The 17,261-nt window shown below is 28.6% G+C and carries 15 protein-coding genes; 8 read left to right on the top strand and 7 right to left on the bottom strand.

Going from position 1 to position 17,261, the window contains the following annotated elements; all coding sequences use genetic code 11:
* Positions 1-222 precede the first annotated feature (222 nt).
* The 7 genes from GXK56_RS18140 to GXK56_RS18110 form a co-directional block, all read right to left on the bottom strand.
* Positions 223-1,203 carry an ATP-binding protein gene (locus GXK56_RS18140; RefSeq protein WP_160690003.1) on the bottom strand — a complete coding sequence of 327 codons (981 nt, stop codon included), beginning with the start codon at positions 1,201-1,203 and terminating at the stop codon, positions 223-225.
* Positions 1,196-2,191 (bottom strand): DnaD domain protein, encoded by a 996-nt coding sequence (locus GXK56_RS18135; RefSeq protein ID WP_202127906.1) that lies wholly within the window; start codon positions 2,189-2,191, stop codon positions 1,196-1,198. The genes GXK56_RS18140 and GXK56_RS18135 overlap by 8 nt, the downstream gene beginning before the upstream one ends.
* 285 nt (positions 2,192-2,476) lie before the next feature.
* Positions 2,477-3,676: a S8 family serine peptidase gene (locus GXK56_RS18130; RefSeq protein WP_160689993.1), complete on the bottom strand. Its 1,200-nt coding sequence runs from the start codon at positions 3,674-3,676 to the stop codon at positions 2,477-2,479.
* 202 nt (positions 3,677-3,878) lie between these two features.
* A complete protein-coding gene (locus GXK56_RS18125) occupies positions 3,879-4,694 on the bottom strand; it encodes an MBL fold metallo-hydrolase (protein ID WP_160689991.1) in 816 nt (271 codons plus the stop codon).
* A 66-nt stretch (positions 4,695-4,760) separates the two neighbouring features.
* On the bottom strand, positions 4,761-5,192 hold the full coding sequence (locus GXK56_RS18120) for a DMT family transporter (RefSeq protein WP_160689989.1): 432 nt from the start codon (positions 5,190-5,192) through the stop codon (positions 4,761-4,763).
* 123 nt (positions 5,193-5,315) lie between these two features.
* Entirely contained in the window at positions 5,316-5,792 is a 477-nt protein-coding gene (locus GXK56_RS18115) for a dUTP diphosphatase (RefSeq protein WP_160689987.1), read from the bottom strand.
* Positions 5,793-5,991: 199 nt separating this feature from the next.
* Positions 5,992-6,531, bottom strand: coding sequence for a hypothetical protein (locus GXK56_RS18110; RefSeq protein ID WP_160689985.1), 540 nt, complete (start codon positions 6,529-6,531; stop codon positions 5,992-5,994).
* 377 nt (positions 6,532-6,908) lie between these two features.
* Between GXK56_RS18110 and GXK56_RS18105 the strand changes: the two genes are divergently transcribed.
* The 8 genes from GXK56_RS18105 to GXK56_RS18070 all read left to right on the top strand — a co-directional run bounded on the left by GXK56_RS18105 (position 6,909) and on the right by GXK56_RS18070 (position 17,251).
* Positions 6,909-8,177 carry a UDP-N-acetylglucosamine 1-carboxyvinyltransferase gene (locus GXK56_RS18105; RefSeq protein WP_160689983.1) on the top strand — a complete coding sequence of 423 codons (1,269 nt, stop codon included), beginning with the start codon at positions 6,909-6,911 and terminating at the stop codon, positions 8,175-8,177.
* Between the two features lie 26 nt (positions 8,178-8,203).
* A complete protein-coding gene (locus GXK56_RS18100; protein ID WP_160689981.1) occupies positions 8,204-8,995 on the top strand; it encodes an MBL fold metallo-hydrolase in 792 nt (263 codons plus the stop codon).
* A gap of 67 nt (positions 8,996-9,062) precedes the next feature.
* A complete protein-coding gene (locus GXK56_RS18095) occupies positions 9,063-9,566 on the top strand; it encodes an SEC-C metal-binding domain-containing protein (RefSeq protein ID WP_160689979.1) in 504 nt (167 codons plus the stop codon).
* 371 nt (positions 9,567-9,937) lie between these two features.
* Positions 9,938-12,112: a HAMP domain-containing methyl-accepting chemotaxis protein gene (locus GXK56_RS18090; protein WP_160689977.1), complete on the top strand. Its 2,175-nt coding sequence runs from the start codon at positions 9,938-9,940 to the stop codon at positions 12,110-12,112.
* Positions 12,113-12,468: 356 nt separating this feature from the next.
* A complete protein-coding gene (locus tag GXK56_RS18085) occupies positions 12,469-13,908 on the top strand; it encodes an MFS transporter (protein ID WP_160689975.1) in 1,440 nt (479 codons plus the stop codon).
* 141 nt (positions 13,909-14,049) lie between these two features.
* The gene (gene rlmH / locus GXK56_RS18080; protein ID WP_160689973.1) at positions 14,050-14,529 is read left to right on the top strand and encodes a 23S rRNA (pseudouridine(1915)-N(3))-methyltransferase RlmH; all 480 of its coding nucleotides are present in this window, start codon (positions 14,050-14,052) and stop codon (positions 14,527-14,529) included.
* 147 nt (positions 14,530-14,676) lie between these two features.
* On the top strand, positions 14,677-15,654 hold the full coding sequence (locus GXK56_RS18075; protein ID WP_160689971.1) for a WYL domain-containing protein: 978 nt from the start codon (positions 14,677-14,679) through the stop codon (positions 15,652-15,654).
* A 31-nt stretch (positions 15,655-15,685) separates the two neighbouring features.
* On the top strand, positions 15,686-17,251 hold the full coding sequence (locus GXK56_RS18070; RefSeq protein ID WP_160689969.1) for a hypothetical protein: 1,566 nt from the start codon (positions 15,686-15,688) through the stop codon (positions 17,249-17,251).
* Positions 17,252-17,261: the final 10 nt, after the last annotated feature.

Raw genomic sequence — 17,261 nt, 5'->3', positions numbered from 1 at the left:
GAGTGCCGGCCTGTCACGCCGGAGGTCGAGGGTTCGAGCCCCTTCTGAGTCGCCAAATAGAACAAGTTCTAGTTTAAAACTAGGACTTGTTTTTTTTATTAAAAAAGAATTTAAAATTAACCCAAAAATAAAAATATGCAAGCGTATCTTTGGTTTAATACCATGCTCACATATTCTTATAAAAACTATTTATATTAATTAACAGGTAGGAAATAAAATTTCCTACCTGTTTTTTTCAAGATTTTTTTGGATTCGTATATCTTCTGAATAAAATTTGCAAAGTTTAAATTCTCCAAGCAATCTTGAGGCAATTCTTTCACTATATTGTTTAGTTATACCAGGTAAAGTTAAGTTTGTTGATATAAGCATTTTTTTACCGCCTAGAATTCTCTTGTTAATTAAATTAAATAACTCGGTTACAGTGAACTCATTAAGATATTCAGCACCTAAATCATCTATGATTAGTAAATCACATTCTAACAATAAGGATTCTAAATTAGAGTCATTGTTAAATCTTATATCCTTTAAATTCTTAATTAATTCATCAGATGTTTTGTATACTACTAAGAACCCTTTATCTAAGATGGCCTTAGCTATACAGTAAGATAAATAGGTTTTTCCACTTCCAGGATTACCGTAGAATAATAAATTCGTAGATATTTCTTGGAAGTTTGGAATATACTCCTTTAATATATATTCTAAAATATTCTCCATGTTTTTTCTTGGAGAATATTTTTCTTCTCCAAGTTTATGACTTGAAAACAAACTCTTATCAAAATTATTGAAATTATTAGTCTTTATTGCAGTTTCTAATTCAGAATTTTTATAATATAATTTAACCAACTTTTGTTTATAACAAATACATTTAGTATTGCCTATAAATCCTGTATCTTTACATTTATTACAATGATAACGAAGTGTAAGATATTCAGGGTCATAACCTCTTTCAACTAACATCTCACATTTTTTTACTCTTAAATCAGTAATTTGTTCTTTGTATTGACTTAAAGTCTTTTCACCATCACTTGATTTTAGAACGGATACAGCCATTTCTAAAGATAGCTTTTGTATCTTATTATCTAAATCAATAATTTCAGGATATTTTGTAGAAATCTCATTTTTTCTAAGCTTTAAATTTCTAACTTCTTCTTCTCTAAGATTATCATATATTTTTAAAATTTCAGTTTGATAGCCCTTAATCATCATTATCCCATCCTAAAAGTTTTTTTTCTAATGAATCATAATCATATTCTCTTCCTTCAAAGTTATTAAACTTAAGAGGTGCTTTTTCATTATTAGCATTATAGTTTTTTGTATATTTTGTACTTTTTGTGTTTTTTACATCTTTGAGAGCTACATCTTCTAATGTCTTAATATTATTCTTGTTCCAATTGGTTAGTATACCATCAATGTATTTAAAGTCAGCTCGATTTAACCTTTCAAAGCACACATCGCAGGCTTTTAAGATAACCTCTGTTGGGAATTTATACATAAAGAGCCATTTCTCTATTAAATCTTGTTGAGGCTTCATTATATCTGTATTGTTTATCCCTAGATAAGTTAATATCTTTCTTATGTTAATCCATTTATCCTCAGTCTTTTTAATTAAGTTTTGTGCCTGTTCAATAGTAGTTATTTTTAAATCATGCCAAGATAAAGCAACTTTTTCAATATATCTAGAGTCACTTTTTCCTTTTGATATACAATATTCCATTAAGATTAGAATTAATTCAGAAGAAAAACCAAACTCCCTTTGCCAATTTAAATATGTAGACATTTCATTTGGAGATAGTGGTCTTGCTAAAAGCATTTCAATATCCTTTAACATATCCTTAGTATTTGTACTGTCTAAAGCTTCTAATAAGTCAACTGTCTTTTTAGGTTTAATTGATTCATCAGTTAAATCTAAAAATTCCACATTGAAGTTTCCCATCTTATCTATTTGGTTTAGTTTTATGACTCCTTGATCATTCCAGTAATTAAGTGCATTCATAATATCTGATTCTAATAAATTAAGTGAGGAAGCTAGTATGGATGAGCTAACTCCTAATTCTCCAGAAATGTTATGCTTTAGCATCAATAAGTAAACCTTAATAAATTCACCTCTGGCTGCTGGCATGTATTTTTCTATGAATACATTATTAACGGGAGTGAACCCTAAAGACTTACCTTTTAGCATAAATGTGCTCATTCTGATTACTACCTACCTTTCAATTATTTTGTTAGCTGTATATTGAGTTTATAATTAAGAATCAATTACTTTCTCAAAATGATTCATTTAAATAGTTTATATTTAAACATATGCTATAAAGTAATTATAGCATATTATAAGTGCAATAAAGTCAAATATTAATTAACAAGAATTTTAAAATTACTAAGAAATTCAGAATTATATTTATAAAGAAGGATAATTCTGTACTTCTTAGTAAAAGGTACATTAACTTTTCTATAAAGTTTTTATTAAATACATACTGTTTTAAGAGAGCAGTTTATTTATATTTACAATACCTTCGCCTTGAATTTGTTTTGGAATATCTGGAGCAGGCTCGCAGGCAACTTTTAGCAAGGAAATCATGTCCTTAAAGGTTATTGAAGGGTTCTTTTCACATAATAAGGAACACAAACCACAGATATATGCAGCAGCAATTGAAGTACCAGAAAAAGTTTTATAAGGAACATCTAATTTGTTTGGATAGAGTTTAAGTCCATTTTTTTCAGATATATAATTAGTATTGCAATTTAATGAAATAATATTAACGCATGCTGCAGATAAATCAGGTTTAGATGTTTTTCCATAAGGTCCGCTAGAAGAATAAGGATAAGCTCTAATAAGTGGAAGTGTTGTATCTAAACCAGAAACAGTAATACAATTTGGAAGGGTTGCTATTCCCATGATGGAGGTCTTAGTATTTGAAGTGCTTCCACTAGGAATTATAGGGATTACCCCTTTAGAAATAGCATAATCAAATACAGAGCTAAAACAAGAAGTAATAAAAGTATTGTGGGTTAAAAGTTCAAAAGGAAGACATAATACTTTTATATTATTATCTTTAGCAATATTAGATAAGCTTTCAATAGCATAAAGTATATCAGAAGCAAAGCCTTTACCTAATTTGTCAAATGCTTTATAACAGTATATCTTACTTTTACAACAGATCCCCTTATATACATTATTTGAAGAGATGCCGTTTCCACATAAGATTCCAGCTATAGAAGTACCATGTCCATTATCATCATAGGGATAGTGAAGTTCATTGACTAAATCCTCAAATAATTCTATTTTATTGCTAGGAGAAGTTAAATCTGGATGAGGGAATATACCACTATCTACAAGTCCTATACCAACACCTGTTCCAGATAAAATATGATTTTCTGAAAAATGAACTTTATTGGCAGCAGTAACATTGAGGCCGGATAAAAATAAATATTCATCTAGATATATTTTACATACTTCAGGATATTCTGAAATTCTATCTATGCCTCTTGCATTAAGGTCAGCACTTATAAGCTTGGCAGATTCTATAATATTATGAGTATGCCCTTTATATGAATTTATTTTTTTTACAACTGAGGATTGAAAATCCTTGTATTGTATAAGTACTCTATAATTTTTGTAGGAACTATTAGATATATAGTACTTTAGATTACTATCTAACTTTTTTTTAATTGAAAACATATATTACTCCTAAATAATATTACTTCAATATATTATATGAAAAATAATTTTATTGTTAATATAATATATTCAAATGATCTACGTATCTAAATTATTTTTAGGCCAATATATGTATAGTTTTAAGAATTACGCAGTAAATAAATGGAGATTATGCATTGAAAAGCCTAAATTTAACCATCAATGAACAATCTCCAAAATAATATTAAATAATATAAGTTTCACCAATATCAATAATTTTTATTGCATCATCATTTAAACTCAATAAGGTTTGTTCCGTTTCTTCAAAGTCTTCTAATGAAATTCTGAAAGTTTTATAATGTATTGGGATCATCGCTGGACAATTCATCATTTTAAACATTTCATAGCTTTGTTCCGGAGTACAATGCATATAGGAAAATCTATCAGGTTTGTAACATCCAACGGGCATTAGAGCCACATCACAGGTAATATCTTTAAAGTTATTTGTAAGAGCCGTATCACCAGCAAAAAAAACACTTTTATTATTCCTTTGGATTAAAAAAGAAATACTTTCATCATCGTGACCTAAATAAAAGCGTCTTCCATCATGGTCTGCTTCATAAGCAGTAATCTTCACAAAATCATCTTCATAAACATCACCAGGATGCAATAGAACTACTTTTTTAAAGCCTAATAATTTTGCGATACGAAAATATCCTTTTGGAACAATTATTACAGCATCTTTATTTAATTGCTTAAGTGAAGAGAAGTTTAAATGATCCATATGACCATGAGATAATAATATATAATCAACTATTAAATTGTTTATATAAGATGGCTTTTTTACAGTTCGCTTAAAGTACCCTAAAAGGCTTGAAAGCACTGGATCAGTAATAATTATCTTATTAGACAAATTAATCACAGTAGTGGCATGACCAAACCAATTTATAGAGTTTTCTATAATCTCATCAGATTTTACTTCCTGACTCTCTTTAAAATATTCTTTAACATTATTCAATGTTAACTGTGATAAAAATTTAATATTAGAAAAAAAATTCAAATTATATACATCCCTTCTTAGGGATATAAAATTAATAACATATAACTTTACTCTTTATCATATCCCTTAATGATTGTATTTAAATATTATAATACCAGTAATCATAATGGCAATACCTAAAAAGTGATTTAAGGATAAACTAATTTTTTCAGTTCCAAATAGTCCAAGGGCATCTATAAGTGCAGCTGTAAGCAATTGAGACACCAATATAATTCCAATTCCTAAGGAAGGGCCCATTGAACTTACGCTTTTCATAACAGTAAAAGTTATTACAACACCCAGAATTCCACCTAATAAATATAGTTTATTGGCATCCTTTAAATTGGAGTAACTACCATTGCCCCAAATTAAAAATACAATTAAGCTTATGACAAGAGCAATTATTTGAACTAATAGGGTAGTTTCCCAAATTCCTATTTTTTCACCTAAACGAGTATTAAAAACTCCCTGCACACTCATTGCAATTCCAGAAATTATTGCACATATTATTCCAAACATAATAATATCACCTCAAGAGTATTATTCCCTTAAGTTTATTAAATATTATATGAAATAACCATGGTGGTGACAGGAAGCCTGTTAACTAAAAATAGTATTATGTATATTTAATTATAAAAATTATTAAAGAACACTTAAACTATCAAGTTCTTTAATAAATGCATTATGAATTTGTTCTTCTGTAAAGCCTAGAGTTAAACCTAAACTTAACAAGTCTTCAAACAAAGTTAAGTAGTGATCCATTGATGGAGAAGCAATTAAATCATTTATATCTATATATAAATTTAAGAATTGATCGCTTAAGCAATAGTCGTTGGGGTTTATAGAAACTGCAATTAAATCTGTGTATTTATGATCTATACCTAATGTTAAAGCTAAAGAAAGGCAATTTATATATTTGTTAAATACTGAAGTCAAGTTGATAGGAATAGCTTTTTTCTTTAAGTAATTAAAGCAATTAGTTTCATTAGCTAAAGTTCCAAGTGCTATTTCAAATTCTAAATTCTTACGAACCTGTAATTTGTGAGAAGTAAGTTCACTGTTTATTGGTAGACTATCATTGTATTTTTTTTGTACTTTAAATAGTGGTTGAATATTCATAACGAATCCTCCTGCATTTCTACTAATAATATTATTTTACAAAATCTTTAAAATAAAAGAAAGTTCGGAAAACGAATACAAAAAAATAAATTTTAATATTTCTGAAAATTTTAACTTTATAGAAAATTTTTATACTAAAAATAACATAAAAAATAAGATTGTGCTAAACAATTTTTATTTAGTACAATCTTAGAAATATCTAAAAATCTCTTAATATATACGATTTTAATGGAACATTTTTCTTTGCTAATGGTGATTTCCAGATTTCAATGCTTTTAATTCTTAATTTAACAAAGTTATCTTTTGAATATATCTCTGGAAAATTTAACTTAACTTCTTGTTTTTTAGAATCCTTAGGAACATAATTTACATTAGCTAAAGAAACGAAATTATCTTCATAAGCACTAACAGTAAATCCGTTAAGCTCTAGTTCATCTAAAAGACAACGGGAAATTCTTTTTATGTAGCCCTTATCTTCTAGTTTTAAATTAATGCTTTTAGTAGGTTCAAATAAATATACAGAATCAACTGCATTAATTCTAAAACTCTTATAAGGATTTATAATTTTATCTACAACTGGATATAACTTATCTAAGTTTGGTTTTTCAATAGTTGTTAATAAAACAAAAGGCATTGGAGAATTTCTATTTGCTCTGAATTTTTTTGACATATTTCTTTGTATTGGTGATATTACTTGATAGGTTTCCTCATCAAATAATGCAACTATATAGTACTTCATGATAAACCTCACAATCTCAATTAGCATTATACTCAAAATTATAATAAATTATAACACAATAAACAAAATAAAAGAATAGAAGAATAATTAAATAATCAATGTAAATAATAATTATGTAATATAACACATATTTTAACATAATTGCTCATATTTATTTTGAATTATATGTATAATATGGGACTATATTACTGACATGACAGTAAAAAAACTTGCTAAATATTATATACTCTTAAAAAAGTAGTAATACACTGAAAAAATATATTTAAATAAATTTTGTTTATGTTATAATAATTAAAGTAGATTTTAAATAAAATAGGTTAATAATGCAAATTACGATAAATTGATTAATATAGATTTTAATAGATAGGGTGAATTCAATGGAGAGATTAGTTATAAACGGAGGAAACTTGCTAAAGGGCAGCGTTGAAATAAACGGAGCTAAAAATGCAGCTGTAGCAATATTACCAGCAGCAATAATGGCAAGTGAGGGAAAATGCATAATTGATAACATACCAGATATTGAAGATGTACACTGCTTAGAGAGAATACTTAAAAGCTTAGGTTGTAATATAAATAAAATAGATAATAATACTTTAGAAATAGATAGTACAAATGTAGATAATTGTGATGCATCAATAGATGATGTTAGAAGAATGAGAGCTTCATATTATTTTATCGGAGCTTTATTATCACGATTTAAAAAAGCGAGAGTAGTTCTTCCAGGTGGTTGTCCAATAGGGGTAAGACCTATTGATCAGCATATAAAGGGATTTGAAGCACTAGGTGCTGAAGTTGTTATAGAACATGGTGCAGTTAATGTTAAGGCTGAAAAATTAGTTGGTGCTAATATATTTTTTGATGTAGTTTCAGTAGGAGCAACAATCAATGTAATGATAGCAGCTACACTTGCGGAAGGGGTTACATCTTTAGAAAATGTTGCTAAAGAGCCTCATGTTGTTGATGTAGCAAATTTCTTAAATTCAATGGGTGCTGATATAAGAGGCGCTGGTACTGACGTAATAAGAATTAAAGGTGTAAAGAGTCTGAAGGGCTGTTCATATAGTGTAATACCAGATCAAATTGAAGCTGGTACATTTATGATAGCAGCAGCAGCAACAGGTGGAGATGTTTACATTAAAAATGTAATACCAAAGCATTTGGAATCAATCACCGCTAAACTTACAGAAATGGGAGCTGTAATTGAAGAGGGAGATGACTGTGTAAGAGTGACTGTGAATGCACCTCTTAAGGGTGTTAATATCAAGACAACTCCATATCCAGGTTTTCCTACAGACATTCAACAGCCAATGTCATCATTATTAAGCATTGTTCCAGGAAGAAGCTTAATAACAGAATCTATTTGGGAAAATAGGCATAAACATATAGATGAACTAAAGAAAATGGGTGCAAATATAAAGGTTGAAGGCCGAGTTGCAATTATTGATGGTTCGCAAAAGTTAACTGGAGCTGTAGTAAAGGCAACTGATTTAAGAGCTGGTGCAGCTATGGTTATAGCAGGGCTAGTTGCAGAAGGAACTACAGAAATAACTAGTATAGAGCATATAGATAGAGGTTATCCTCATATAGAAAATAAATTTAAGGCTCTAGGAGCAGACATTAGTAGAATAAAAGTTCAAGAGCAATAAAAATCTCAAAGGGGGAGTGAGTAGGAATGATATTTTGTTCTTTATATAGTGGTAGTAGTGGTAATAGTATGTTTATTGCTTCAGATAAAGCTAAGATATTGATTGATGCAGGACTCCCTGGGAAAAAAATTGACATGGCATTGCAGGAAATTAGTCAATCTCCAAATGAGATAAATGGGATTTTTATAACTCATGAGCATAGTGACCATATTAAAGGTATAGGAGTATTATCTAGAAAATACGATATTCCTATATATGCAAATGCAGATACTTGGTCTGCTATGGAAAGTTCAATTGGAAAAGTAAAAGAGCATAATATAAAAGTAATAGATAAAAGGTCAGTTACTGAAATAAATGATATGAGCATTAAAGCTTTCAATATACCTCATGATGCTGCAGCACCTATGGGATATACAGTAAGCTCTGCTGGAAAGAGCATAAGTGTAGCAACTGATTTTGGAACCTTTACCCGGGAAATATTTAATAATATTAAAGACTCAGAAGTGATACTTCTTGAAAGTAATCATGATGTTAATATGCTTAAATTTGGGCCATATCCATACTCATTAAAGAGAAGAATACTTAGTGAAATAGGACATTTATCTAATGATGATTGTGGAAATGCTATTGTTGAATTATCTAAATGTTCAGCACAAAAAAAGATTATTTTAGGCCATTTAAGTAATACAAATAATCAACCTGATTTAGCATATCAAACAGTTTTAAATGTGCTAAATGAAAATGGAATTAGGCAAAAAGAGGACATAATATTAACTATGGCAAATAGGCATAATCCTAGTAGCTATATAAAAATTTAATTAATTTAAGTTTATATTTTATAAAAAATTATATATAAATAATGAAGATTTAAGGGAGGACTTAAAAATGAGTTTATATACAGATTGGACAGAAATGGTTGTTGACTATGTAAAAACTAAAGGAGAAAATGCTTTCTGGGCAGAATATAGCAAATTAGAAAAATCAATATACAAGGATTTATTAGCTAATCATAAAGAAGTTAAGAAGGTTACTATTAATCAATTAGCTAAGGATTATAATTCTACAGTAGAATTTGCTATGGGGTTCATGGATGGAATCAATGATAGTTTAAAGAAACAATATGATCTTGAAACTATCGATGCTGATACTGAATTAGAATTAGAATTAGACTTAGAAACTTTATACTTTAACATGTTAGATGCTAAAGCTGAATATCTATATACATTACCACAATGGGATGGAATATTCTCAGAAGAAAAGAGAAATGATATTCAAAAACAATATAAAGAATCTAAAATTGTAAGAAATACAGACAAAGTTGGAAGAAATGATGCATGCCCATGTGGAAGCGGAAAGAAATACAAAAAGTGTTGTGGACAAAACAAATAGTATTTTCTAATTACTTAGAGAGAGATTTCTTATTAAGACTTAGTATAATTGTTTGTTAAAAATTTAAGATGGACATATATTCAGGTCTATGAGAAATAAGTTATTGTTTTTACATACTTAAATATAAAGAATAAGTTAAAAAGTTCTATATTCTATGATAGGACTTTTTTCTTTTCTCTTTTTTTATGAAAAATAACAATTCACAAATATGAATATAGTTGGTATAATTATACTAAAGTATAATACAGAATAAGTAAAAAATAGAATAAAAGAGCTATGGCAGCACTAATAAAAGATTTAAACAATCTTTATTAGTGCTTTATTTTTTATAAAAATAAAATAGGCAATAAGATTATTGGGGAGGAATAAGTATGAATTTAAAACTTAAATATTTACTTAACAGAAATTTGAGGGAACATTCAGAAAAAGTTTTTGAAGGAATATCTAATGGAAGGAAAAAGGCATTAGAGAATTGGTTTAATGATAAATGGGCTCAATTAGATAACATTAAAAATTCCCTTGTAGCATTAGAAGATGATGATGACATAATATATAATTACTTAGTTGAAAATGTAAAAAAGCATGAAGATTTTTGTGAAATATTTGTTTTAGATGAAAATGGGGTTGTGTCAGTTTCTTCATGTAAAGAACACAAAGGATTAAATATGAGTGATCTTCCTAATTTTAAAGCTGGATTAGATGATAAACCTTTAATGTATGGACCATATATAGATAAAAGAACGTTAGATACAGATTTAAGTGGTAAAAAATTTGTTGATGATGTTACTTTAATGTTTTCTAGCAGATGTAAGAATCACAATGGTCAAATTAGAATATTATGCTGTAGAACATTAAATGATGATATGAGTAATGTAATTCAAGATGAAGATACTCATATATATAAGGATTCTGGAGATAACTATTTGTTTATGGTAAAGTCCAATAGAGGAATTAAGCCTGGAACGGCAATTTCAAGAAGTAGGTTTGAAGACAATACTTTTACTTTAGGAGATAATCTAAAGGAAGGTGTTAAAACTAAAAGGTGGGGAATTGTACAAATCCAAGAACATACTGAATTTGAAATTATATTTACTGATCCTGCAACTAATGAATTACACCAAGGCGTAGCAAATACTATTAAAAATGGACAAAACTTAGATTGTTGGCCTGGGTATCCAGATTATAGACATATTATGGTTGGCGGAAAGGGAACTTTAATAAATCCTCCTAATTGTGAGGAAGTTTGGGGAATGATGTGTGAAGGAGATATAGATGAAATATATAACTTCCAAAGTATAAATTTAAAAATGCCAATGGCTATATCCGTTATGTCAGCAGTGTTAATAGCAATAAATTTAATTACTACAAAGATAGCACCAGATATGAGTATATTTACATCTTTAGGAATGTGGGTCATCTTATCCCTATCTGCGTTAGTGATTTCTAAGAAGATGGTTTCATCACCTTTAAGCAGAACGATAAATATATTACAAGATATAGCAGAAGGAGAAGGAAATTTAACAAAAAGAGTTAAAAAGATATCATCAGATGAAATTGGTGAATTATCAAGATGGTTTAATAAATTTATAAATAATCAAATGAGTATGTTATACAGAGTTAAAAAATCAGCAAGGACTACAAAGAAATCAGTTAACATAGTTTCTAATATAACAAATGAAGTAAAAAAAGGTATGGGAATAATAGAAAATACAGTAATAAGTTTATTAGAAAATTCAAAAGAGCAAAATGTAGTATTTCAAAATACTAAAAATAAGTTTTCAGAAATTACTGCATCAATTCAAGAAATGGATAGCCTTATTTTAGAAGTTTCAGGTATAATTGAAGGCACTAATCAAAATTCATCCAAAGCACAAAATGCATCAAAGGAAGTTTTACACAATATGCAAGATTTAGAGAGTACAATCTCTGAAACTGTTAAGTCAATCAGTACATTACAAGGATATTCAAAAGAGATAAGTGAGGTTATTAATGTAATAAGTAATATTAGTAAACAAACTCAGCTTTTAGCACTTAATGCATCAATAGAAGCAGCAAGAGCAGGTGAAAGTGGTAGAGGATTTACTGTTGTTGCTGAAGAAATATCTAAGCTTGCTTTAGAAACAGAAACGGCAACTAAATCAATAAGCAATGTTATTAAGCAGGTACAAGAGCAAACACAAGCTACTGTTGATTATGCAGGAGAAATAAACACTAAGGTGAGCACTTCAACAGGAAGTGTAAAAAATTCTATTGATTCATTTGACCAAATTAATGATGATGTAAACATAATTGCTGAAGCTATGCAGTCAATTGCAAAAATAACTTCTTCTCAAAGTGAAAATGTTGGAGAAGTAATGAATAATGTAAGCACTATGGCTGATAAAATAGAGCAGTCAACAGAGCATAGTTCAAATAAGAGTGAAGAATCCTTAACAATGGTTAAAAAGATATTATCAGAAATAAGGCAATTAAAACAAGCTACTGAAGTTTTAGAATATTCATCAGATAATTTAAATGAAATGGTTGGATCATTTAAGCTAAACTAAATTAAATGCTTATTAGTAAGCTTGCACTTTTATAAAAGCTACAAATCACAATATGAAATTTGATGAGTGCAAGTAAGAAATTTCATCAATAAAAAAGAGTGGATTAGCCACTCTTTTTGTTTAATATGGATTTAAATAAAAGTTTGAAATGTGTGAATAAGATAAAAAAATTCAATAAATAGTACACACTTATCCATAAAATGAGGAGAATTTGTGGATAAGTTTTAACTTAAAAATTATAGTTGTGGATTATATTCTTTTATAAAATGAATTATCCTATTATTTGTGCAAATAATAAAAGTATATTATAATCTAATTTAGTTTATTTGAAGTAATAAGCAGAAAGGATAAATTATATGAAAAACATAAACGATGAAATGCATAAAAGAAGATGGGTAATATTACTTACTACAGTATTGTTAACCTTTATGGCAACTCTTGATGGTAGTATTGTAAATGTTGCATTACCTGTTATGGCAGAAAAACTTTCAGTAAGTATGGCATCTATAGAATGGGTGGTTACAAGCTATTTAATAGTAATTGTAGGAACAATTCTTGTATTTGGAAGATTAGCAGATATTATAGGAAAGACAACAGTTTTTAAAATTGGTATTATTATTTTTACAATAGGTTCTTTGACTTGCGGAATATCTAATTCATTAATAATGTTGGTTATTTCAAGAGGACTTCAAGCTATAGGAGCAGCTGGAACTATGTCAACAAGTCATGGAATAATAACACATGTATTTCCAAGCAAAGAAAGAGGCAGGGCTTTAGGTTTAAATGGTACTTTTGTAGCCTTAGGCTCAATGGTAGGACCGCCAATAGGTGGAATAATTGTTTCTGCTTTAAGCTGGCAATACATATTTTTAATAAACGTACCTATAGGTATATTAGCCCTTGTACTTGCAATGAAAACTTTACCTAAAAGCAATAATAACAATAATGAAAAATTGGACTTAATGGGTGCAGTTTTATTTGGTATAACCATGGTATTATTATTTGGATCATTAACCTTTGGTAAAGAAATTGGATTTAACAATATAATTATTATATTGTGTTTAATAACTTCAATAATATTATTTGTAGTATTTATAAATGTAGAAAAAAGAATAAAACATCCATTATTAAATCTTCAAATATTTAATAATTCATTATTTTCCCTTAGTGTATTTTGCGCATTTATTTCATTTGTTGCAATAAGCTGTTCAAATATAATACTACCATTTTATCTACAATATGTAATGAAATTAAGCCCATCGTATGCGGGATTAATAATGATGGTATCACCAATAATATTAGCAGTTGCGGCTCCAATAAGCGGATACATGTCAGATAGAGTAGGTTCAGAAGTACTAACCTTTATAGGACTTTTAGGAACTAGCTTGGGGTTATTTTTAATATCAACCTTAACACAATATTCCTATATAGGTATATTAATTATATTTATAGCAGTAATGACTTTAGGAAATGCAATGTTTCAATCACCAAATAATTCACTGGTAATGTCAACTGTAGATAGAGATAAATTAGGTATTGCAGGAAGTATAAATGCTCTTGTAAGAAATTTAGGGATGGTTTTTGGAATATCATTATCAACAACACTTTTATATAGCTTCATGAGTAAAAAAATAGGTTATCATGTTACAGGATATATAGAAGGCAGAGATGATGTATTTGTGTATGGAATGCACTATGTTTATATAGCAGCAGGTTTTATATGTGCCATTGGTGCAATACTTACAGCATATAGATTGCATGGAATGAGAGTAAAGAAAAAAGTAAGAAGCGTTTAGTATAAAATTAATTTATAAAAGTTTATGAAAGGAGAGGCTGTTAAAGGTATTTTTACTTGGATTTAATTTAGTTAATAAAAAAGTTAAGTTAAAAAAGGTAGCTTATAAAAATATAGAAATACTTTTAGTAGCAAAATTATAATGACTATTACTATAATTACAGTTGGAAAACTCAAAGAGAAATATTTAAAAGATGCAATAGATGAATACTCAAAGAGATTAAGCAGATATTGTAAACTAGACATAATAGAATTGCCAGATGAAAAGACACCAGATAATGCTTCAGAAAAAGAAGAACTGGCAATCAAGGAAAAAGAAGGCCAAGCAATATTAAACAAAATCAAAGATAATATGTTTGTAATAGCAATGGATCTAGGAGGAAAACAATTAACTTCAGAAGAATTTGCAAGTTATATTGATAATTTGGGAGTCACGGGTAATTCAAATATAGCGTTTATAATTGGAGGAAGCCTTGGAATTTCAAAAAGTGTTTTAGCAAGAGCAAATTATAAATTGTGCTTTTCAAAGATGACATTTCCACATCAGTTGTTTAGAGTTATGTTGCTGGAACAGATTTATAGAGGGTTTAGGATAATGAAGGGTGAACCATATCATAAGTGAATGATAAATTTACTGAAAATGGATAATTGGTTTAAAGAAATAACCTATATCATATGAAATTATGATATAGGTTATTTTTTTTGCTCAAGGACAAAATATGTCCTTGAATTGTTATATAATAATAAAAAAGGGAAATAGGAGGAAAATATGCAGAAAAAAGAGGGAAAACCAAAAATAGATAGAATCTTACATTTATATGAAAAATTAAATAAAGGTGAAATCATAGATAAAGAAAGGTTAGCAATATACAATGAGGTAGATGAAAAAACTATACAAAGAGATATAAATGACTTGAATAATTACTATTTGCAGAGTGATCCTAAAGCATCTAGAGCTATAATTTATAATAGAAAACTAAAAGGATATCAGATGATAAATAAAGCAGGATTTAAGTTTGCAGATAAAGATATTTTTGCATTATCAAAGATTATCCTTGAATCAAGAGCTTTTTCAAAACAAGAAATGGATAGGATATTAGACATATTGAATTCACATTGTGAAGATAATCATTCAATAAGTAAAGCAATTAGAAATGAAAGATTTAATTATATACCACCAAAGCATGGAAAGAATATAATTGATTTTATGTGGGAAATCAGTGTTAGTATTCAAGAACAAAAATTAGTTGAAGTAAAGTATCAAAGGCAAGATAAACAAGTTAGAGAATATAAACTGAAACCATTAGGATTAGTATTTAGCGAGTATTATTTCTATCTTGTTGGAGAGATTGTAGGCAAAGATAAAAATCATCCAGTTGTATTTAGAGTTGATAGATTCGAAAAATATGACATAACAGAAGAAACATTCTCAATGCCATACAAAGATAGATTTGAAGAAGGTGAATTCCATAAAAAGATACAATTCATGTATACAGGAGAACTAATGAAAATACAATTCAAGTTCTGGGGAGATTCTTTGGAAGCAATTCTTGATAGATTACCAACTTCTAAAATAATAAGATATGATGAAAAAGACAATAAACCGATAATTGAAGCAGAAGTGTATGGGGAAGGTGTGAAGAGATGGATACTTTCTCAGAAGGAATTTTTAGAGGTGCTAAGACCTGAATCATACAGGCAAGAGATTAAAGAAACTATTAAAAAAATGTATGAATTATATAACTAATAACTTAATTTTTTTGTAAAGAAGTGATGATATGGAAGAAAACAAAGATAAAACTAAAGATAGAGATATGTTTGCAACTGTAAATGCAGCTATGGCAACAGAACAAATCGAGAGATATGGACGTGCCGCAAGTGAGCATATTAAGGGATATACAGGAACATTTGATAGTAATGGAGATTTGATAAAAAAAGGATTAAAGCAAATTTCTGAATCAGAAGTTAATGAAAACTTTAGATATCAAAACTTAAAACAACAAGCGGGTTTTTCAGCAGAGGTTGATTATGTAAGTAAAACTAATGCTGAAAATATAATAAATAGAAGTGATAACCGAGTTAGTAGGTCTAATGATGTTGGAAGAGGTAATGATACAAGATTTGATGTGGTTTCAGTTGATATTAATGGAAATGTTGTGATGAATGGGCAAGATCCTATGTGGGGAGCCCAGATGAAATTTTGTGGAGCATATGAAACTCAAGAACAAATACAAAAGAGTTCTGAAAACTTGGTTAAAAAACTAATGGATTCTAAGTGGGATAGATATAGAGATAATGATATTTTAGTGCCTAAAGAGCAGTATGGCATAGCTAAGGAATTTGCAGAAAAAAAGGCAAATGAACTGTTTTCAGAATCATCAAAACAGAAGCAGCTTGGAAATTCCCAAAAGGCAACAGAATTAGAAGCACAAGCAAAAAAATATCAGAAAATAAGCGAAAATATAAAAGATAGTGGCATTACATCGAAGGAAGCTATGTTTTTAAGAGAACATCCTAAATTAGCAACTGCTAGAAATGTTGCAAAAATAGCACACAAATCTGGAATTGAACAGGCTAAAGCAGCCGCAATAATGTCAGGAACTTTATCTATATCTAAAAATATAATTTATGTAATGAAAGGCGAAAAAGAATTTTCAGATGCATTATATGATTCAGCAGTTGATGTTGCAAAGGGTTCAGCTCTAGGATACATTACTGGTGCTAGCGATACTGCAATTAGAGGTTTTATGGCATCTAGTAATAATAGTGTGTTTGTTAATTTATCAAAAACATCTCTACCAGCAATGATTGCAACTACGACTTTACAAGTTGGTCAATCTATAAAAAAATATGCCAAAGGTGAAATTGATGAGCTTGAATTAGTTCAAGAGTTAGGAGAAAAAGGAACAGGAATGCTATCAGCAAGCTTTGGGGCAGCAATTGGAACTGCAATTTTACCAGGAGTAGGAACAGTCGTTGGAGGAATGATTGGATATATGGCAAGTTCTAGTATCTATAATGCTTCAATGCAGATATTAAAAGAAGCTGAAATTTCAAAGCAAAGGTTTGAAATTATAAATTCTCTATGTAAGGCATCTATTGAATCAATGGATGCAGAAAGAAAAGAATTAGAATTATTTATTAATAAATTTTTTCAAAATAGACAAGAGGTGTTCAATAATAGCTTTAATACAATGGATATAGCTATTAATAATAATGATATTACATTATTTACTCAAGGTTTAAATAATATTGCTATTGAATTGGGAGCAACCTTACAATTTAAAAATTTCAATCAATTTGATAGCTTTATGAAAGATGATACATTAAGTCTTGAATTTTAAAATATTATAA

Origin of the sequence: Clostridium sp. C2-6-12 (assembly GCF_009928485.1) — a bacterium.
In the GTDB taxonomy this organism is placed as follows: domain Bacteria; phylum Bacillota; class Clostridia; order Clostridiales; family Clostridiaceae; genus Clostridium.
This window is presented reverse-complemented; position numbering and strand designations above follow the sequence as displayed.